This is a genomic window from Thalassobaculum fulvum (assembly GCF_014652915.1).
In the GTDB taxonomy this organism is placed as follows: domain Bacteria; phylum Pseudomonadota; class Alphaproteobacteria; order Thalassobaculales; family Thalassobaculaceae; genus Thalassobaculum_A; species Thalassobaculum_A fulvum.
Map to the genome: position 1 here is coordinate 415,219 of NZ_BMZS01000003.1, position 19,390 is coordinate 434,608.

20 protein-coding genes are annotated in these 19,390 nt (G+C 69.7%); 16 read left to right on the top strand and 4 right to left on the bottom strand.

What is annotated here, in order from left to right:
• The first annotated feature begins 193 nt into the window (after positions 1 to 193).
• The 8 genes from IE246_RS08395 to metZ all read left to right on the top strand — a co-directional run bounded on the left by IE246_RS08395 (position 194) and on the right by metZ (position 8,793).
• Positions 194 to 1,495 carry an ABC transporter substrate-binding protein gene (locus IE246_RS08395; RefSeq protein WP_229836686.1) on the top strand — a complete coding sequence of 434 codons (1,302 nt, stop codon included), beginning with the start codon at positions 194 to 196 and terminating at the stop codon, positions 1,493 to 1,495.
• Positions 1,496 to 1,597: 102 nt separating this feature from the next.
• Positions 1,598 to 2,494 carry a branched-chain amino acid ABC transporter permease gene (locus IE246_RS08400; protein WP_189988504.1) on the top strand — a complete coding sequence of 299 codons (897 nt, stop codon included), beginning with the start codon at positions 1,598 to 1,600 and terminating at the stop codon, positions 2,492 to 2,494.
• A 12-nt stretch (positions 2,495 to 2,506) separates the two neighbouring features.
• The gene (locus IE246_RS08405; RefSeq protein ID WP_189988505.1) at positions 2,507 to 3,472 is read left to right on the top strand and encodes a branched-chain amino acid ABC transporter permease; all 966 of its coding nucleotides are present in this window, start codon (positions 2,507 to 2,509) and stop codon (positions 3,470 to 3,472) included.
• Complete coding sequence (locus IE246_RS08410; protein ID WP_189988506.1) at positions 3,469 to 4,287, top strand: ABC transporter ATP-binding protein; 819 nt, start codon at positions 3,469 to 3,471, stop codon at positions 4,285 to 4,287. Before IE246_RS08405 ends, IE246_RS08410 begins: the two co-directional genes overlap by 4 nt.
• Positions 4,274 to 4,936, top strand: coding sequence for an ABC transporter ATP-binding protein (locus IE246_RS08415; protein ID WP_189988507.1), 663 nt, complete (start codon positions 4,274 to 4,276; stop codon positions 4,934 to 4,936). The genes IE246_RS08410 and IE246_RS08415 overlap by 14 nt, the downstream gene beginning before the upstream one ends.
• A 67-nt stretch (positions 4,937 to 5,003) precedes the next feature.
• Complete coding sequence (locus tag IE246_RS08420; RefSeq protein ID WP_189988508.1) at positions 5,004 to 5,669, top strand: hypothetical protein; 666 nt, start codon at positions 5,004 to 5,006, stop codon at positions 5,667 to 5,669.
• Positions 5,644 to 7,347, top strand: coding sequence for a thiamine pyrophosphate-binding protein (locus tag IE246_RS08425; RefSeq protein WP_189988509.1), 1,704 nt, complete (start codon positions 5,644 to 5,646; stop codon positions 7,345 to 7,347). Before IE246_RS08420 ends, IE246_RS08425 begins: the two co-directional genes overlap by 26 nt.
• Positions 7,348 to 7,602: 255 nt before the next feature.
• Entirely contained in the window at positions 7,603 to 8,793 is a 1,191-nt protein-coding gene (gene metZ, locus IE246_RS08430; protein WP_189988510.1) for an O-succinylhomoserine sulfhydrylase, read from the top strand.
• 39 nt (positions 8,794 to 8,832) lie between these two features.
• Here the strand turns inward: metZ and IE246_RS08435 are convergent, their stop codons facing one another.
• The 4 genes from IE246_RS08435 to IE246_RS08450 are packed head-to-tail and all read right to left on the bottom strand — an operon-like array spanning position 8,833 to position 10,933.
• Positions 8,833 to 9,327 (bottom strand): periplasmic heavy metal sensor, encoded by a 495-nt coding sequence (locus tag IE246_RS08435; RefSeq protein ID WP_189988511.1) that lies wholly within the window; start codon positions 9,325 to 9,327, stop codon positions 8,833 to 8,835.
• Entirely contained in the window at positions 9,324 to 9,797 is a 474-nt protein-coding gene (locus tag IE246_RS08440; RefSeq protein ID WP_189988512.1) for a hypothetical protein, read from the bottom strand. The genes IE246_RS08435 and IE246_RS08440 overlap by 4 nt, the downstream gene beginning before the upstream one ends.
• Positions 9,794 to 10,366, bottom strand: coding sequence for an RNA polymerase sigma factor (locus IE246_RS08445; protein ID WP_189988513.1), 573 nt, complete (start codon positions 10,364 to 10,366; stop codon positions 9,794 to 9,796). The genes IE246_RS08440 and IE246_RS08445 overlap by 4 nt, the downstream gene beginning before the upstream one ends.
• Positions 10,367 to 10,384: 18 nt before the next feature.
• Entirely contained in the window at positions 10,385 to 10,933 is a 549-nt protein-coding gene (locus tag IE246_RS08450; RefSeq protein ID WP_189988514.1) for an EF-hand domain-containing protein, read from the bottom strand.
• A 178-nt stretch (positions 10,934 to 11,111) separates the two neighbouring features.
• Here IE246_RS08450 and kce point away from each other — a divergent pair, with 178 nt between their 5' ends.
• The 8 genes from kce to pepN all read left to right on the top strand — a co-directional run bounded on the left by kce (position 11,112) and on the right by pepN (position 19,365).
• Entirely contained in the window at positions 11,112 to 12,047 is a 936-nt protein-coding gene (gene kce / locus IE246_RS08455) for a 3,5-dioxohexanoate:acetyl-CoA acetone transferase (RefSeq protein ID WP_189988515.1), read from the top strand.
• A 4-nt stretch (positions 12,048 to 12,051) separates the two neighbouring features.
• Positions 12,052 to 12,882, top strand: a complete 831-nt coding sequence (locus tag IE246_RS08460) for a shikimate dehydrogenase family protein (protein ID WP_189988516.1) — start codon at positions 12,052 to 12,054, stop codon at positions 12,880 to 12,882.
• Positions 12,883 to 13,050: 168 nt separating this feature from the next.
• The gene (locus IE246_RS08465) at positions 13,051 to 13,476 is read left to right on the top strand and encodes a GNAT family N-acetyltransferase (RefSeq protein ID WP_189988517.1); all 426 of its coding nucleotides are present in this window, start codon (positions 13,051 to 13,053) and stop codon (positions 13,474 to 13,476) included.
• Positions 13,477 to 13,599: 123 nt separating this feature from the next.
• A complete protein-coding gene (locus tag IE246_RS08470) occupies positions 13,600 to 14,277 on the top strand; it encodes a glutathione S-transferase family protein (protein ID WP_189988518.1) in 678 nt (225 codons plus the stop codon).
• Positions 14,278 to 14,382: 105 nt separating this feature from the next.
• Positions 14,383 to 15,285 carry a penicillin-binding transpeptidase domain-containing protein gene (locus IE246_RS08475; RefSeq protein WP_189988519.1) on the top strand — a complete coding sequence of 301 codons (903 nt, stop codon included), beginning with the start codon at positions 14,383 to 14,385 and terminating at the stop codon, positions 15,283 to 15,285.
• 196 nt (positions 15,286 to 15,481) lie between these two features.
• Positions 15,482 to 15,874 carry a GcrA family cell cycle regulator gene (locus tag IE246_RS08480; RefSeq protein ID WP_229836692.1) on the top strand — a complete coding sequence of 131 codons (393 nt, stop codon included), beginning with the start codon at positions 15,482 to 15,484 and terminating at the stop codon, positions 15,872 to 15,874.
• A 13-nt stretch (positions 15,875 to 15,887) separates the two neighbouring features.
• Positions 15,888 to 16,658: an SDR family NAD(P)-dependent oxidoreductase gene (locus IE246_RS08485; protein WP_189988521.1), complete on the top strand. Its 771-nt coding sequence runs from the start codon at positions 15,888 to 15,890 to the stop codon at positions 16,656 to 16,658.
• A 37-nt stretch (positions 16,659 to 16,695) separates the two neighbouring features.
• Positions 16,696 to 19,365 (top strand): aminopeptidase N, encoded by a 2,670-nt coding sequence (gene pepN / locus IE246_RS08490; protein WP_189988522.1) that lies wholly within the window; start codon positions 16,696 to 16,698, stop codon positions 19,363 to 19,365.
• Positions 19,366 to 19,390: the final 25 nt, after the last annotated feature.

The following is a 19,390-nucleotide window of genomic DNA, read 5'->3' on the forward strand; positions in this document are numbered from 1 at the left end:
TTCATTCGTGTAGCTTTGGAAACTGAGTAACCCCCGATCCCCCGCCCTGGCAAGCGGTCCCCCGCGTTGCATGTTGCCCCCGGGCGTGGTTCCATTTCGCCCCCGCTACGAGGCGGGAAAGACGGGCGGGTCAACCGCCCGCGCGGACAGGGATTTGGTTTCGCGGTACCGGGCTTCCGGAAAGGGGACGGAGATGACGAACAGAACAATGATCGGAGCGATCGGCGTATCGGTCGCGGCAGCGCTCGCGGCCGCGGCTCCGGCGCTCGCGAAGGACGCGGTGTCGATCGCCGTGCCGGCCTTCCTGTCGGGGCCGGCTGCCGGGCCGTTCGGCGTGCCGGCGCGCAACGGCGCCGAAATGGTGATCGACGCCATCAATGCCGGGAAGCTGCCGGCGCCCTATGACAGCAAGGGTTTCGCCGGCGCGACCGTGAACGTCGAGTTCGTCGACGAGAGCGGCGGCAACACCAAGCAGGTGGCGGAGTACCGCAACCTGATCCAGAAGCGGAACGTCGATGCCGTCATCGGCTACATCTCGTCCGGATCCTGCGCTGCGCTGGCGCCGGTGGTCGAGGAACTCAAGACGTTGACGGTGTTCGCGGTCTGCGGCACGCCGCGGGTGTTCGAGGACGGCGAGCGTCAGTACATCTTCCGGACGATGAGCCACGCCACCGCCGACAACGTGGCGGCCGCGCACTACATCAAGGACATGTTCCCGGCTGTGAAGTCGTACACCGGGATCAACCAGAATTATGCCTGGGGTCAGGACAGCTGGCGTGACTTCGAGCTGAGCATGAAGGTCCTGATGCCGGATGCCGCGCAGTCCGACAAGGTCCAGTTCCCGAAGATCTTCGCCGGCCAGTACGGCTCGGAGATCTCCGCGCTGTCGCTCGACGCGGCCGAACTGGTGCACTCCTCGTTCTGGGACGGCGACCTCGAGGGCTTCATCTTCCAGGCCACGCCGCGCGGGCTGTTCAAGCAGAAGAAGGTGATCCTCACGGTCGGCGGCACCGCGGCCTACCGGCTCGGCAAGAAGATGCCCGACGGCGTCATCCTCGGCGCCCGCGGCCCCTACGGGATCCTGGTCCGCGACCGCAAGACCGCGCTGAACGAGTGGTTCATCAAGACCTACTTTGACCGTTACGGCACGTATCCGTCCGGGCCGGCGTACCAGTACGCCCAGGCCGTCCTGGCGACCAAGATCGCCTATGACAAGGCGGCGGCGGCAGCGGGCGGGTTCCCGACCCAGGATCAGGTGATCGCCTCGTTCAAGGGGATGGAGTTCGAGAGCTTCTCGACCACGGTCAAGCTGGCCCTGGCCGGCGGTCACCAGGCGATCACCGAGAACGTCTACGGCATCACCAAGTGGAACGCCGACGACGCCGAGCCCGGCGTCACCGACGTCAAGTTCTATCCGGCCGAGTGCGTGATGCCGCCGGACGGCGTGAACAGCGTCGACTGGATCACCAAGGGGATGCCCGGCGCCAAGTGCTGATCTGAGCATTTCGGCCTCGCGTCGGGGTGGCGGCGGTCCGGGCCGCCACCCCATTCCCTGGGTCCGGCGGAACGCCGGATACATCTGGTCGGGAATGACCGAATGAATCTCCTTCTGACGATCCTGGTCGAGGGACTGGGGTACGCATCCTATCTCTTCATCGTCTCGCTCGGCCTGACGGTCATCTTCGGGGTGCTGAAGATCCTGAACGTGGCGCACGGCGCGTTCTATGCGTGGGGAGCGTATCTGTGCGCGTTCCTGATCGGCGAGTTCTCGACCATGGGGGTGTCCGATCTCGGAACCATGGTCGCCATCCCGATCGCCGCCCTGATCGTCGGCCTGATCCTGGGTTCGGCGATCGAGCGGACCATCATCAAGAACCTGTACGGGCGCGACGAGGTTCTCATCGTGCTCGCCACATTCGGCCTGTTCCTGGTCCTGGAGGACGTCATCCTGCTGGTGTTCGGGGTCGATCCGTACTTCGCCTATCAGCCGACCTACGCCATGCCGGGCGTGCAGATCGGCGGGATCCACCAGGACGGCTACAAGCTCTCGATGATCGTCGTCAGCCTGGTGATCGGGTTGATCTCCTGGGCGGTGCTCAACCGTACCCACTGGGGCAAGCTCGTGACCGCCATCATCTACGACAGCGAACTTGCTGTCGCGATGGGGATCAACGTCCCGCGCGTGTTCTATACGGTGTTCGTCGCCGGTGCCGTGCTCGGCGCGCTCGGGGGCGCCTACATCGCCCCGACGATTTCGGTGGCACCCGGCTTCGGCGTCGAGGTCATCGTGCTGTCCTTCGCGGTCGTCGTGATCGGCGGACTGGGCAGCATCCCCGGGGCCGCGATCGGGGCGCTGCTGGTCGGCATGCTCCGCGCCTACGCAGTACTGCAATGGCCCGAGATCGAACTGTTCGTGGTCTATGCGGTCATGGCGGCGGTGCTGATCTTCCGTCCCGAGGGCCTGTTCGCGCCCGCCAAAGCGCGCAAGATCTGAGGGGACGGGCAAATGGCACTGACCAGTGACCGTACCACCCTCGGGCTGACAGTCGGCTTCGTCGCCGTGGCGCTGTTGGGCGTCTTCGTGCTTCCCGACTGGCTGCTGAACCAGATCCTGGTCGCGTTCTCGCGGGCTCTCGCGGTCGTCGGACTGCTGGTGCTCTGGCGAACCGGCCTGGTGTCGTTCGGCCATGCCCTGTACTTCGGTCTCGGCGCCTACACGGTGGCGCTGCTGGGCCGGAACTACGGGATCGGCGAGGTGCTCGTGACGCTGCCGGCGGCGACGCTGGCTTCGGCGCTTGTCGGGTTCCTCCTCGGATTCATCGTTCGCCGGTACCGGGAGATCTTCTTCGCCATGCTGAACCTCGCGTTCTCCATGGTGCTGTTCGGCATCCTGGTGAAGACCGAGGCGCTCGGCTCGACCGACGGGTTCAACGTCGAACAGCCGACGCTTCTGGGCATCGGAACCGACGACGCGGCCGTGAAGCTCACCGCGCTGTTCCTCGGGGTGTGCGCGATCGGATGGCTGACGGCGGTCCTGGTGCACCGCTATCTGGGCTCGATCCTGGGCAGCCTGACGACGGCGGTGCGCGACAACGAGATCCGGGTCGAGTACCTCGGCTATTCGGCGGCCGAGGCGATCCACGGAAAATACGTGATGTCGGCGGCACTGACCGGCCTGGGTGGCGGCTTCATGGCGATCTCGCTCGGTCAGGTGGATCCCGAATCCATGGTGAACTGGACGGTCTCGGGCGAGCTGGTGTTCGTCACCATCCTGTCCGGCCCGGGGAGCGTCGCCGCCCCGTTCATCGGTTCGCTGATCTTCGAGCTGCTGCGCACCTACGCCTTCGAGCTCGTGCCCTATGCCTGGCAGCTGATCGTCGGCGGCACCCTGCTGCTGATCATCTTCTTCCTGCCCGGCGGCGTCTGGTCGGTGCTCAGCCGGCTGGCCGGGCGACGGGGAGTGGAGCCATGAGCGCGATCCTCGAGACCGTCGGCGTCAACAAGACGTTCGGCGCCGTGACCGCGGCCCGGGACATCAACGTCTCGGTCGCGAAGCACGAGATCGTCGGCATCATCGGCGCCAACGGAGCCGGCAAGACCACGTTCGTGAACATGGTCACGGGCTGGCTTCCGCCGAGCACCGGCCGGATCCGGTTCGACGGCCGCGACATCACCGGCCTGGCGCCCCGGAAGATAACCCGGCTGGGAATCTGCCGCTCGTTCCAGGTGGCCCAGGTGTTCATGACCGCGACGGTGTTCGACAACCTGATGATCGCGCTCGGCATAGCCGATGCCCACGGGCTCGGCGTGCTGCTGCCGCTGCGCGTCAGAGCGCGAGAGGAACGGGCGGACGCGATCCTCCGCCGGTACCAGATGCAGGACTACCGGGACCAGCCGGCCAGCACGCTGCCTCAGGGCATCCGCAAGCTGCTGGACATCGCCATGGCCATGGTCGCGCAGCCCAAGGTCCTGCTGCTCGACGAGCCGACTTCGGGCATCTCCGTCGAGGAGAAGTTCCCGCTGATGGATATCGTCATGGGGGCCCTGAAGGAGGAGGGGGTCACCGTGCTGTTCGTCGAGCACGACATGGAGATCGTCAGCCGGTACGTCAGCCGGGTGCTGGCGTTCTACCAGGGCGAGATCATCTGCGATGCGCCGCCCGCGGAGGCGCTGGCCGACCCGAAGGTGAAGGAGTTCGTGATCGGCGACGACCTGCACAACCAGACCCTGCTGCAGGCCGGAGCGCTGCAGGACGGCGCACAGGAGGTGAGCGATGCTCGCGGTTGAGGGTCTCGACGTCTCGATCGGGGCGGTGCCGATCCTTCGGGGCGTCGACCTGCAGGTGCCGACCGGCGCCATGTGCGGGCTGATCGGGCGCAACGGCGCCGGCAAGACCACGCTGATGCGGGCCGTCATGGGGCTGCTGAAGACCCAGAGCGGCCGCCTGGCGTTCGAGCAGGACGAACTCCTGCCGCGGCCGGGTTTCGAGCGCGCCCGTCTCGGGGTCGGCTACATGCCGGAGGACCGCAAGCTGGTGCCGGCCCTGACCGCCGAGGAGAACGTGATGCTGCCGGTCTGGTCGACCGGCATCGAGAACGCGGCGGAGCGTCTCGAGTGGGTCTATGGGCTGATGCCCGAAGTGAAGGAGTTCCGCAGTCGTCCGTCCACCAGCCTGTCCGGCGGCCAGCAGAAGCTGGTGGCCCTGGCACGGGCCCTGATGGTCGGCCGGCGGTTGCTCCTGCTCGACGAGCCGACCGAGGGCATTGCGCCGGTGCTGGCGCGACGGATCGTCGACGTGCTGTCCGACCTGAAGCGCGAGGGCATGTCCGTGCTGGTCGCCGAGTCGAACGATACCCATCTGCATGGGTTGCTCGACCGGACCTACGTGATCGAGCGCGGGAGCGTTCGGCTCCGCGAGGAGGCGTCCGCAGCCTGAGACGACGCCGCCTCCGGCCAGCGGAGGGAGGCGGCGGGACAAGAAGAAAGAAACGGGAGGTGCTTCGATGTCCGCGACCGGGTACCTGCTTCGGCAGATGGTGGACCGACTGGAGCCGGGGGCCACCCTGGCCGAGCCGCTGCCGCCGCTGAACCGGGTTCTGTACTGCCATCGCGGCAGCTTCGAGACCGGCGAAGGTGTGAGGTGTGCCGAGGACAGCGCCTGGTACGGCGCGTCGGAGGTGCATCTGACCGCCGGTCCCGACGGTGCCGTGATCTGGCGCTGGGAACTCGCTCCGGACGACAGCGAAGCGATTCGCGCCCAAGGCGACGGGGTCACCTCGACCGAGAACATGGCGGCGCCGCTCGACGGGCCCGATCCCGGCAGCGAGTGGATCATGCGCTGCGACAGCGTGAAGTTCCCGATCGGCGGCAACGCGCTTACGCATACCCACCAGGGGCCCGGCATCCGCTGCCTGAAACAGGGTCAGATCCGCATCGACACGCGCGGCAAGTCGACCCATTATCTGCCCGGGCAGGCTTGGTTCGAGCCCGGACCCGATCCCGTCTACGCGCAGGCCAGCGAACTCGAGTGCACCCGGTTCGTCCGGGTCATGATCCTGCCCGCCGACCTGCGCGGCAAGTCGTCCATCCAGTACGTCAATCCCGAAGACCTCGAGAAGCCCAAGTCGCAACGGTACACAGGCTATGTCGACGAACCCATCGAGCACTGACCGCAGCAACGCCGGCCGCATCGGCGGCCACATCCTCGTCGACTGCCTGCGCGCCCATGGCGTCGATCTGGCGTTCGGCGTGCCCGGAGAGAGCTACCTCGCCGTGCTCGACGGGCTGGTCGACGCGCCGGAGATCCGCACCATCGTCTGCCGCCAGGAGGGCGGCGCCGCCATGATGGCCGAGGCCTACGGCAAGCTGACCGGCAAGCCGGGCATCTGCATGGTGACCCGCGGCCCGGGCGCGACCAACGCCAGCGCCGGGGTCCACGTCGCCTTCCAGGACTCCACCCCGATGATCCTGCTGGTCGGCCAGGTCGGGCGCGACATGTTCGACCGTGAGGCGTTCCAGGAGCTCGACTACCGCCGGATGTACGGCCAGCTCGCCAAGTGGGTCGCCCAGATCGACGACCCGGCCCGCATCCCGGAGTACGTCAGCCGCGCCTTCCACACCGCGGTGTCCGGCCGGCCGGGGCCGGTGGTGCTGGCGCTGCCGGAGGACATGCTGGTCGAGCGCGCCTCGGTCGCAGATTTCGACCCGTACAAGCGCACCGAGCCGCATCCGGGGGCGGCCGACATCGCCCGGTTCCGCGAGATCCTGGCCGCCGCCAAGCGACCGCTGGTGATCGTCGGCGGCGGCGGCTGGGACGCCGAGACCTCGGCCGCGCTGGCCCGGTTCGCCGAGGCCAACCACCTGCCGGTCGGCGCCTCGTTCCGCTGCCAGGACTACCTGGACAACCGGCACCCGAACTATGTCGGTCACGTCGGCATCGGCATCGACCCGAAGCTCGGTGCCCGGGTGCGCGACAGCGACCTGCTGATCGTGGTCGGCGCGCGGCTCGGCGAGATGACCACCAGCGGCTACACGCTGCTCGACATCCCGCGGCCGCGCCAGGGTCTGGTGCATGTCCACGCCGGTGCCGACGAGCTCGGTCGGGTCTACCAGGGCGACCTGCTGATCAACGCCAGCCAGCGCAGTTTCCTGCAGGCGGTCGCCGAGATGGAGCCGGTGGACTCTTCGGCCTGGGCCTCGGAGACGCCGCTGGCCCGCCGCGAGTACGAGGCGCTGCTGACGCCGCTGGCGACCCCGGGACCGGTCCAGATGGCCGAGATCGTCAAGTGGCTGGACGCCACCCTGCCGGAGGACGCGATCGTCACCAACGGCGCCGGCAACTACGCCACCTGGGTGCATCGCTATTTCCAGTACAAGCAGTACCGGACCGGGCTGGCGCCGACCTGCGGGTCGATGGGCTACGGCGTGCCGGCCGGCATCGCCGCCAAGCTGGTTCACCCGGAGCGCACCGTGGTCTCGGTGTCGGGCGACGGCTGCTACATGATGCACGGCCAGGAGCTGGCGACCGCGGTGCAGTACGGCGCCAACGTCATCTTCCTGGTGGTGAACAACGGCATGTACGGCACCATCCGGATGCACCAGGAGCGCGAGTACCCGAACCGGATCAGCGCCACCGAACTGCACAACCCGGACTTCGCCGCACTTGCCCAGGCCTACGGGGCGCATGGCGAGGTGGTCACCCGCACCGAGGACTTCGCCGCCGCCTTCGAGCGGGCGCAGGCCGCCGGTCGGCCGGCGGTGATCGAGCTGCGGGTCGATCCCGAGGCTCTGACGGTCGCACGCTCGCTCAGCCAGATCCGCGAGGCGGCGCTGGCGGCAGGGCGCTGAGAGCAGCGGGTGGATTTCGGCTCGGTCGTGCCGAGGGCGGCACGTCCGTCCGGAATGACGTCATTGGGGGCGAAGGGGCGGCGCCGCGACCTCCGCTCAATCCGTCATTCCGGACCGGGCCGCCGAAGGCGGGACGGAGCCGGAACCCACGGCGCGACGATGCGTGCGGTGTTTCGGCCTGAAAGTTCTTTATAGCGGATGTGATCCGGTTTATTGGATGCCCGGCACCCTGGACCGACCCGAGGCCGAGACCCGATGACCGACCGTTCCGACTGGCGCCCTGCGACCCGACTGGTGCGCGGCGGGCTGAACCGCTCGCAGTTCCGCGAAACCAGCGAGGCGCTGTTCCTCAACTCGGGCTTCGTCTACGACGACGCCGCCCAGGCCGAGGCGGCGTTCAACGGCGACGTCGACGTGTTCATCTACTCGCGCTACGGCAACCCGACGGTCGCGACCTTCGAGGAGCGGCTGGCCCTGCTGGAAGGCGCCGACGCTTGCCGGGCGACCGCCACCGGCATGGCTGCGGTGTTCGCCGCCATGCTGTGCCAGGTCTCGGCCGGCGACCGGGTGGTGGCGGCGCGCGAGCTGTTCGGCTCGTGCCACTACATCGTCTCCAAGCTGCTGCCGCGCTGGGGCGTCGAGATCGAGTTCGTGAAGGGCACCGACCTGGCGGCCTGGGAAAAGGCGCTGTCGCGCCCGGCCACCGTGACGTTCCTGGAGAGCCCGTCGAACCCGATGCTCGACCTGGTGGACATCGCGGCGGTCGCCGAGCTGTCGCACAAGGCCGGCGCCCGGCTGATGGTCGACAACGTGTTCGCGACCCCGATGTTCCAGCGCCCGCTGGCGCTCGGCGCCGACATCGTCGTGTACTCGGCGACCAAGCACATCGACGGGCAGGGGCGCTGCCTGGGCGGCGCCGTGCTCGGCGACCGGAAGTTCATCGACGACGTGTTCCAGCCGTTCTACCGGAACACCGGCCCGTCGATGAGCCCGTTCAACGCCTGGGTGATGGTGAAGTCGCTGGAGACCCTGGAGCTCCGGGTCGAGCGCCACACCCGCAACGCCGCCCGCATCGCGGAATGGCTGGAGGCCCGGCCGGACGTGCTGATGGTCCGCTATCCGGGCCTGGAGAGCCATCCCCAGCACGCGCTCGCCAAGCGCCAGATGTCCGGCTTCGGCAGCCTGGTGACCCTGGAGCTGCCGGGCGGCAAGGCGGCGGCGTTCCGGTTCCTGGATGCCCTGCAGCTGATCGACATATCGAACAACCTCGGCGACGCCAAGTCGCTGGTCTGCCACCCGGCGACCACCACGCACTCGCGCCTGACCGACGCCGAGCGCGCCGATATCGGGGTGACCCCGGGCGTGGTCCGGCTGTCGATCGGCCTGGAGGATCCCGAGGACCTGATCGAGGACATCGACCGGGCGCTGCTGGCCGCGGCCGGCTGAGCAGGGGTTCGCCGACTGCCGGCTTCTACTGCACCGGGTTCAGTCGTCCTTGCTTCGGTCGTGGCGGCGATGCCATTCGCGGCTCTGCTCGACCATCTGGCGGCGCTGTTCCGGGGTCAGGTGCTCGACCACGTCCACCATCGCGCCGTGGATGGCCTCGAACAGCCGGCCGGTGCGGGCCTGCATGTCCTCGAGGGCGGCGGCATAGGCCCGGGAGTCGAACGGTTCCGCCTCGAGCGTGTCGATCACCGCGCTTCGGGACCGGCGCAGCTCGTCGCGCAGCGGCTCGATCGTCGGGGCGTGCTTGCGCCAGACTTCGTCCAGGGTCTCCGCACCTTCCGGGCCGATCGCCCGCCGCAGCCAGAACGGCGGGGCGCCGGGGCCGCGGTCCTCGCGCTCGAACCGCGGACCGTGCGGCGGCCCCGGCGGGTGGTGCGGCTCGAGCCAGCGGCCGACCATCAGGCCGCCGAGGAACAGGTTCACGGCCAGCGAGCCGAACAGCACGAGCGCCATCAGGCGCAGTCGAGTGGTCATTGCAGGTACTCCAGGTCACCGGCGCCCGACGCCATCGCGGCGACGGCGGCGACCGGGTCATAGGCGACCGTGGTGGTGGCGGTCCCGGACGATGCGGCATCGGTCACGGCGGCGGGGTCGGGGACGGTGACGCCGATCACGACGCCGAACAGCGCGGCGGCGACCAGCCCGGCCGCCGGCCCCCAGGGGGCGCCGAACGGCCACAGGGTGGCCAGCCGGTCGGACCAGCGCAGTCGCGCCCGGTCGGGGATCGCGTTCAGGGCGACCCGCAGGGCCGGCCGCGGGGCCTCAGCGGGCAGGGCGTCCAGAAGGGCGTCGAACGCGGCGGCCTCGGCCAGCTCGGCCGCCAGCGCCGGGTCGGCGTCGACCAGGCGACGGGCCGCCTCGCGCTCGTCGGCCGGCCAGCGCTCGGGGTCGGCGCCGTAGGCGTCGATCAGGGTGCGCACCCGTTCGGTCGTCACTTCGGTCATGGTTCACCTCCGACCAGGTCGGGGCGCCGGCCTTCGAGAGCCGCGCGCAGGGCCCGCCGTCCACGGGCGAGCAGGGATTCCAGGGCTTCCACCGAGACGCCAAGCACCTCGGCGGCATCGGCGCCGGAGCGCCGCTCGTAGTGCACCAGCACGATCGCGGTGCGCTGGCGTTCCGGCAAGGCATCGATCGCCCGGCGGACCGCGGCCGCGGTCTCGCGCCGGGACAGCCCGCGCTCGGGACCGTCGGTCGGGTCGATCAAGGTCACGGCCTCGGGATCCACGCTCGGCCGCCGCCGGCGCAGCCGGTCGAGGGCGGCGTTGCGGGCGACCCGGTACAGCCAGGTCGAGACCTTGGCCGCCGGGGTCCAGCGTGCCGCCGTCCGCCAGACCGCGAGGTAGGTGTCCTGCACCACGTCCTCGGCACCGGCGCGGTCGCCGACCAGCCGCTCGGCGAAGGCGAGCAGCCGGTCGGCGTGCCGGTCGACGAGCGCGCGGTAGGCCGCCGCGTCGCCTTCGGCGATGCGCGGCATGAGCGCCGCATCCGGGTCATCCTCGGACGCTCCTGTCATCGCATCGCCGCCGGTCGCTCAGTTCTTCGGGCCGCCCATCGGGCAGTCGCCCATCCGGCCGCCACCCATGCGGGCACCGCCTTCCTGGCCGCCGGAGCGGTGATGGAAGCGCTTGCCGGCGTCACGCATCTCCTCCATCGACACGGCGCCGTCGCCGTTGTCGTCCATGCGCGCCATCATGCGGCCCTTGCGCGGATCGTACTCGGCCGCCGACAGCATGCCGTCGCCGTCGGCATCGAGCCAGACCACCATGCGCTGCAGGCGCTCCAGGCGCTGGGCCTTGCGGGCGTCGTCCATCTCCTCGACGCTGAGCTTGCCGTCACCGTTGGCGTCGATCGCGGCGAATCGTGCGGCGCGGGCGGCCTGCATCTCGGCGGCCGTGACCTTGCCGTCCTTGTCGGCGTCCATCTCCTGGAAGCGCTGCTCCATGCGGGCGCGGTGGTCGCCGCCCGGCATCATCATTCCGCCCGGCTTCATTCCGTCGGGGCCGTGCGCCAGCGCGGCGGTCGTGCCGGCGGCGGCGGCGAGCACCAGGGCGGTGGCGAGGGTCAGTTTGCTGCGGGTCATCGTCTCGGTCTCCTCGGGGGATCCTTTGGGGGGCGGGAGCGGCCGGACCCGGCCGTCCATGTTCCCTCCAACGGGGCTGCCGCGGAGTTCCGTCGCACTCTTTTCATCCCGTCGCCGAACCGGCTAGGCTCACGCCGTCACGCAACAGGCAAACAAGTCGATCCGGAGGAAACGAGTCATGGCTGCCCCCCAGAACAAGGTCATCATCACCTGCGCGGTCACCGGCTCGATCCACACCCCGACCATGAGCCCGTACCTGCCGATCACCGGCGACGAGGTTGCCGAGCAGGCGATCGGCGCGGCCGAGGCCGGCGCCTCGATCCTGCACCTGCATGCCCGCAATCCCGACGGCAGCCCGACCCCGGATCCCAAAGCGTTCATGGAGTTCCTGCCGCGCATCAAGCAGAACACGGACGCGGTGGTGAACATCACCACCGGCGGCGGTCACGGCATGAGCCTGGAGGAGCGGCTGGCGGCCGCGGTCGCGGCCAGCCCGGAGATGACCTCGCTGAACATGGGGTCGATGAACTTCGGCCTGTTTCCGATCCTCGACAAGATGACCGAGTTCAAGCACGAGTGGGAACCGAAGTTCCTGGAGAACTCCCGAGACTTCATTTTCCGCAATACCTTCAAGGATATCGAGTACGTTCTTAAGGAGCTGGGCGAAGGGCACGGCGTGCGCTTCGAGTACGAGTGCTACGACGTCGGCCACCTGTACACCCTGGCGCACTTCCTGGAGCGCGGCCTGGTGAAGCCGCCGCTGTTCGTGCAGACCATCTTCGGGATCCTCGGCGGCATCGGCGCCGACACCGAGAACCTGCTGCACATGAAGCGGATCGCCGACAAGCTGTTCGGCGACCAGTACCGCTGGAGCGTGCTGGCGGCCGGCCGCCACCAGATGGCGTTCACCACCATGGCGGCGATCAACGGCGGCAACGTCCGGGTCGGCCTGGAGGACAGCCTGTTCCTCGGCAAGGGCCAGCTGGCCAAGAACAACGCCGAGCAGGTGGCGAAGATCCGCCGCATCATCGAGGACATGAGCCTGGAGGTCGCGACCCCGAAGGAGGCCCGCGAGATGCTCGCGCTCAAGGGCGGCGACATGGTGAAGTTCTGAGGCGATGCCCACCCTCACCATCACCGGCAAGACCCGCGTCTACGGCACGCTCGCGCACCCGATCGACCACATCAGGGTGCCGAGCGTGATGAATCCGCTGTACGAGCAGCACGGGATCGACGCCGTCATGGTGCCGATCCACGTGCTGCCGGAGGACCTGGAGGACGCGGTCCGCGGCATGCGGGCGACGCGCAACCTCGGCGGGCTGTGCGTGACGGTGCCGCACAAGGTGACGATCGCCGCGCTGTGCGACGAGGTCGGGGCCGGCGGCCGGCGGGTCGGGGCGGTCAACGCCGTGCGGTTCGACCCGGCCGATGCAGACGGGCGGCGCCGGATGATCGGCGACAACTTCGACGGCCAGGGCTACGTCGCCGGCATGAAGGCCGGCGGCTTCGACTTCGCCGGCAAGCACGTGCTGCAGCTCGGGGCCGGCGGTGCCGGCATGGCGATCGCCTTCGCGGTCGCCGAGGCCGGGGCGGCCAGCCTCAGCATCGCCAACCGCACGGTCGCCAGGGCCGAGGATCTGGCGCATCGGGTGCATAAGGCGTTTCCGGGCTGCATCACCCGGGGCATCGAGGCCGACGCCGACCCGGCCGGCTACGACGTGGTGATCAACACCACCTCGCTCGGCCTGCATGCGGGCGATCCGCTGCCGGTCGACGTCGACCGTCTGGACCCGGCGACCGTGGTCAGCGAGATCATCATGATCCCCGAGGAGACCGCGCTGCTGAAGGCCGCCAGGGCGCGCGGCCACAGCGTCCACTACGGCCGGCCGATGCTCGAGGAACAGATCAAGCTGATCGCCGCGTTCATCGGCTGCCCGTTCCCCGGGTAGCGGCGCCTCGGCGAATCCATGGATTTCGGGGTCGTCCGCTGCGCGGCCGCCCCGGAATGACGAAGGGAAGAGGGGCGGTGCCGTTCCCGTTCTCCGTCATTCCGGAGCCGCAGGGCGGACTCCGGAATCCATCCGACACACAGCCCCAGCGACAGACGGCTTCCTGACATGACCGACTACGAACTCCGCGAGACCAAGGACCTGGCGCGCGACGACGTGCTGGGGCTGTACCGGGCCAACAAGTGGTCGTCGGCGGCCAAGCCGGACCGGCTGATGACCGCGCTCGGCAACAGCGACACGGTGGTCACGGCGTGGGCCCCGGGTCCCCGGAAGGGAGACACCCTGATCGGGCTCGGCAACGCCCTGTCGGACGGCGCGCTCGTCGTCTACTACCCGCACCTGCTGGTGCACCCGGACTGGCACGGCAAGGGCGTCGGGCGGGCGATCATCCGGCACATGCAGGAACGCTACGCCGGGTTCCACCAGCACGCGCTGATCGCCGACGCGCCGGCGATCGGGTTCTACGAGCGCTGCGGCTTCACCAGGGCCGGCGATTGCCAGGCGATGTGGATCTACGCCGGCGGCGACGGCTGACCCGCCGGGGCTGGCGGACGCGATCGGCCGGGCGCACACTCCATCATTGCAACCGGTCGGCCGGCGGCGCCGGCATGGGCCGTCGTCACGCACGGCCGACCGCACTCCGTGGTGGGGATCGCGATGAAGCTGCACGTCATCAAGCCGAGCGTAAACAACATGGCCGTCCGGGTCCTGGTCAGGGCGGCCGGCCTGCCGGTCGAGGAGGTCGACGCCTACGGCCAGACCCGGAGCGAGGCGTTCCTGGCGCTGTGCCCGGCGCACGCCACCCCGCTGCTCGAGGATGCCGGGGTCTACAAGGGCGCGCTGTGGGAGAGCTGCGCGATCATGCAGTACCTCTGCAACCGCCATGGCCTGGAGAACCTCTACCCGACCGACCCGGCGGCGCGCGCCAGGCAGGACAGCGCCATGCTGTACACGACCGGCAGCCTGTACCCGCTGGTCGCCCGCGCCGCCTATCCGCGCCTCGGCTTCCCGGCCTACCCGGGCGAGGTGGCGGCCAGCGACGCCGATCCGGCCGCCAAGGAGGCCGCCCGCAAGGCGGCGGAAGCGGCGATTCCCGAGATCCTGGAGGTGTATCGCAGCTTCTTCCTCGGCGGGCAGAAGTTCATCGGCGGTGCGGCGCCATCGATCGCCGACATCCGGCTGGCGGCCACGGTCGAGTTCCTGCGGATCACCGACCTGGCGTTCCCCGGCTGGCTCGAGGACTACATGGCGGCGGTCGCCGGTGCGCTGGGCGACGCCTATGCCGGGCCGGCGGCCGACGTGCGCGGCTACATCGACTACGTGCGCTCGCGCTAAACCGGCTCAAGGCGACGCCGCCGTCCTTCCGTCTTCGTGCCATCCCGGCACCGCAATCCGCCGCCAGCGTTACCGCCTGCAGGAAGGCAGCGAACGGAGGCGGCGATGAAGCCGGTGATGCGCAGGCGGGCCCGGTGGATGGGGCCGGTGATGGTGGTGGTGGCCGGCATGGCGGCGGGGGCCGGGCCGGCCGCCGCCGCCGAGATCGAGATCCCGGAATGGCGCAAGGCGTTCGTCGAGCAGGGTGTCGCCGGCAGCGTGGTGGTCCGGCGACTCGGCGAGAACCGGAGCTACGTCTCCGACCTCGACCACGGCGTCCGCGGCTACCTGCCGGCGTCGACCTTCAAGATTCCGCACCTGCTTATCGCGCTCGAGACCGGTGTGGTGCGGGATCTGCAGCAGGTGGTTCCGTGGGACGGCCGGGAGCGTCGGGTCGCCGCCTGGAACCGCGACCGGAGCGTGCAACAGGCGGTCGCGGTATCGTCGGTGCCGGTGTTCCAGACCATCGCCCGGTCGATCGGCGAGGACCGGATGGCGACCTGGCTGCAGCGGCTCGGCTATGGCAATGCCGCGGTGTCCGGCGGCCTGGAGCGGTTCTGGCTGGACGGCGGGCTGCGGGTGACGCCGCTGCAGCAGGTCGACTTCGTCGAGCGCCTGCTGCTGGGCACCCTGCCGGCCAGTACCCGGTCGCAGATCGCCGCGCGCGACGCGGTCCCGGGCGAGCGGCTGGCCTGCGACGTGGCGATCCGCGGCAAGACCGGATGGGCGCACAGGCCCGGCGACGACGGTCCGGACACCGGCTGGTGGGTCGGGTGGGTGGAACGGCCGCACGACGTCTGGCTGTTCGCGACGGTCGTCGAGGGCTATCCCGAGCGCATCCGGGAAGCCCGCCGGGCGGTCACCCTGAACGTGCTCGGGAAGGCGGGAATCCTGCCCGGGATCGGCTCGACCGGCGGTTGTTCGGAGGGGGCCGTGACGGCGGCGCTCCCGGCGAGCGTTCCGGAGTAGCGGCTGAATGCGACTCGCGGCGGCAGTGCGAGTCGCCGAATCCCTGGGGTTCTTGTGTTATCCACAACAAAGTGCGCGAGATGTTGTGGCATGGCTTGCCGGCCTGATCCATATCCCGTAGCCTCTTGCCATCCGAACACAAGATGTGGGTGGCAACGAGTCGGTCGCCCACCGAACCGGACCGATGGAGGCAACCATGTCGGACAACGCGCCGAGCGTTTGGACGGAAGAACGTCTGTCAGACCTGACCAGGCTGTGGGGCGAGGGACTCTCGATCACCCAGATCGGCCTGGCGCTCGGCGTATCGCGCAACGCCGTCGTCGGCAAGGTCCATCGGATGGGCCTGCCGAAGCGGCAGTCGCCGATCGTCAAGTCGGACAAGCCGCGGGCACCGAAGGCGCCGATCCAGCGCCGCCGCGCCGTCCCCCTGACCCTCGAGCAGTGGGACCGCAACACCTGCAGCTGGCCGATCGGCGACCCGAAGACCGACAATTTCAGCTTCTGCGGCGAGACCGTGGAGCCGGGCCGCCCGTACTGCACCGCGCACTGCGCCAAGGCCTACACGACGTCGCGCGAGAACGCGGCCTGAGCGGCGATCGCTCGTGCGTCTGAAGGAACGGACCGCGGTCGTCACCGGCGCCGCATCGGGCATCGGCAAGGCGATCGCGGTCCGGCTCGCGGCCGAGGGCGCGTTCGTCGTCCTGGCCGACCTGACCGAGACCCCGCGCGAGGGCGGGGCGACCACCCGGGAAACCATCACGGCCGGCGGCGGGACCTGCGAGTTCCGCCGCTGCGATGTCGCGCGCGCCGAGGATCTGTCGGCAGCCATCGCCGCTGCCGTCGCCCGCACCGGCCGGCTCGACGTCATGGTCAACAACGCGGCGATCGGAACCGACACGCCGCTGCTTGAGACCTCCGAGGCCGACTGGGACCGGGTGATGGCGGTGAACGCCAAGGGCGTGTTCCTCGGCTGCCGCGAGGCGGTGCGGCAGATGCTGGCGCAGGAGCCGGTCGGCGAGGTCCGCGGCCGGATCGTCAACATCTCGTCCCAGCACGGCATGATCCGGGCGCCCAACGATTTCGCCTACGGGGTCGGCAAGGCCGCCGTGGTCTACATGACCCGGCAGATCGCCGGCGACTACGCGGCCGACGGCATCGTCTGCAACGCGGTCGCGCCGGGCAAGATCCTGACCGGCAAGTCCGGCCGCGCGGTCGCGCCGGAGATGCTTGAGTATTCGCGTTCCCGTACGCCGTGGCCGCGTCTCGGCCGGCCCGAGGACGTGGCGAACGCAGTGCTGTTTCTCGCCAGCGACGAGGCGAGCTATATCACGGGGGAGAACCTGATGGTGGACGGCGGCTGGATGGCCAGCTGACGCCACCGTGACCCGCGATGTGGAAAGGACGCCTTCGATGGACCGCGCCGCGCACGAGACTTCGCCGCAGCCCGTCCGCCTGCAGGACTACGCCCCGCCGCCGCACCTGATCGACTCCGTCGAGCTGACGGTCGAGCTCGGCGACGACTGGACCAAGGTGACCGCTATCCTGAGCGGCCGGCGCAACCCCGCCGCCGGCAGCGGACCGGCGCCGATCGTCCTCGACGGCCAGGACCAGCAGCTGCAGGCGGTGACGCTGGACGGCCGGCGGCTTGCCGAGTCGGAGTACCAGGTAGGGGCGGAGAAGCTCACGTTGCCGGCGGTCGACGGCCCGTTCGAGCTGATGATCGAAGGCCGCATCCGGCCGCAGGACAACACCGCGCTCGAGGGCCTGTACCGCTCCGGCGGCCTGTACTGCACCCAATGCGAGGCCGAGGGTTTCCGTCGGATCACCTACTACCCGGACCGGCCCGACGTCATGGCGGTGTTCACCGTCCGGATCGAGGCCGACAAGGAGCGCTTCCCGGTGCTCCTGGCCAACGGCAACTGCGTCGAGACCGGCGAGCTGCCGTTCGGCCGGCACTTCGCGGTCTGGCACGACCCGTTCCGCAAGCCCGCCTACCTGTTCGCCATGGTCGCCGGCGATCTCGGCTGCGTCGAGGACAGCTACGTCACCCGTTCCGGCCGCGAGGTGACGCTGCGGATCTACGTCGATCCGGGCAATGAGGGCCGCACCGGCCACGCCATGGAGTCCCTGAAGCGCTCGATGCGCTGGGACGAGGAGGTCTACGGCTTCGAGTACGACCTCGACGTCTTCATGATCGTCGCGGTGTCGGCGTTCAACATGGGGGCCATGGAGAACAAGGGCCTCAACATCTTCAACGACAAGTTCATTCTGGCCGACCCGGACACCGCCACCGACGGCGACTTCCAGCGCATCGAGGGGATCGTCGCGCACGAGTACTTCCACAACTGGACCGGCAACCGCATCACCTGCCGCGACTGGTTCCAGCTGTCGCTGAAGGAGGGCCTGACGGTCTTCCGCGACCAGGAGTTCTCGGCCGACATGCACGACCGCGGGGTCAAGCGGGTGTCCGACGTCCGGCTGCTGCGGACCGTGCAGTTCCCGGAGGACGCCGGCCCGACCGCGCACCCGGTGCGCCCGGACACCTACATCGAGATCAACAACTTCTACACCGTCACGGTGTACGAGAAGGGCTCCGAGGTGGTGCGGATGATCCACACCCTGCTGGGGCCCGACGGGTTCCGCAAGGGCATGGACCTGTACGTCGAGCGCCATGACGGCCAGGCCGTGACCTGCGACGACTTCGTCGCCGCCATGGAGGACGCCACCGGCGTCGACCTGTCGCGCTTCCGGCTGTGGTACAGTCAGGCCGGCACGCCGACGGTGACCGCCCGCTGGCAGCACGACCCGGCGACCCGGCGTCTCGACCTGACCCTCAGCCAGGCCACCCCGTCGACCCCGGGACAGCCGACCAAGCAGCCGATGCCGATCCCGCTGCGCACCGCCCTGATCGGCCGCAACGGGGCGCCGCTGCCGCTGCGCCTGGACGGCGAGCCGGACGGCGGCGGCGCCACCGAGCGGGTGCTGGTGCTCGACGAGGCCGCGACCACGGTCTCGTTCGTCGACGTGCCGCCGGGGGCGGTGCCGTCGCTGCTGCGCGGCTTCAGCGCGCCGGTGAAGCTCGACGCCGCCTGGAGCGAAGAGGATCTGGCGTTCCTGGCCGGCGCCGACGACGACCCGTTCGGGCGCTGGGAGGCCCTGCAGTCGCTGTCGACCCGGGCGCTGCTGGCCATGGTCGGGGCACTTCGTGCCGGCAAGCCGGCGGTCCTGGACCAGCGGGTGGTCGAGGCCTTCCGCGCCAGCCTGGCCGACGACCGGTTGGAGCCGGCCTTCCTCTCCGAACTGCTGGCGTTGCCCGGCGAGTCGCTGCTCGGCCAGGCGCTCGACGTCTGGCACGTCGACGAGGTCCACGCGGCCCGGGCCGAGGCGCGCCGGGTGATCGGGGAGACCCTGTTCGACGGCTGGTCCGCCCTGTACGAGCGGCTGTCGGCGGCCGAGCCGGCCGGCGGGGCCGATCTCTCGACTGCAGCGATGGGGCGCCGGGCGCTCGCCAACGCCGCGCTGGCCTACATGGTGGCGAGCGGGCGCGAGGAGGGGATCCGGCTCGCCGTCGCGCAGGCCCGTCCCGACGGCACCATGACCCGGGTCATGGGGGCGCTGGTCGCCCTCAACGACCTGGAGCGGCCCGAGCGCGACGCAGCGCTGGCGGCGTTCCACGACCGCTGGCAGAACGACCCGCTGGTGCTCGACAAGTGGTTTGCCCTGAAGGCCGGCTCGGCACGGACCGACACCCTGGACCAGGTCAAGGGACTGCTGGAGCATCCGGGCTTCAGCATCCGCATCCCGAACAGGGTGCGGGCGCTGATCGGCGGCTTCACTGCCGGCAACCCGGTGCGCTTCCACGCGGCCGACGGCTCCGGCTACGACTTCCTCGCCGAGCAGGTGCTGGCGCTCGACGCCATCAACCCGCAGGTCGCGGCCCGGATGACCCAGCCGCTGGTGCGCTGGCGCAAGTTCGACGCCGGCCGCGGCAAGGCGATGACGGACGCCTTGCGCCGCATCATCCACAGTCCCACTCTGTCGAAGGACGTCTACGAGATCGCCTCGAAGGCGTTGGCCTAGGATCATCTGCCCGCCGGGGAGGCTG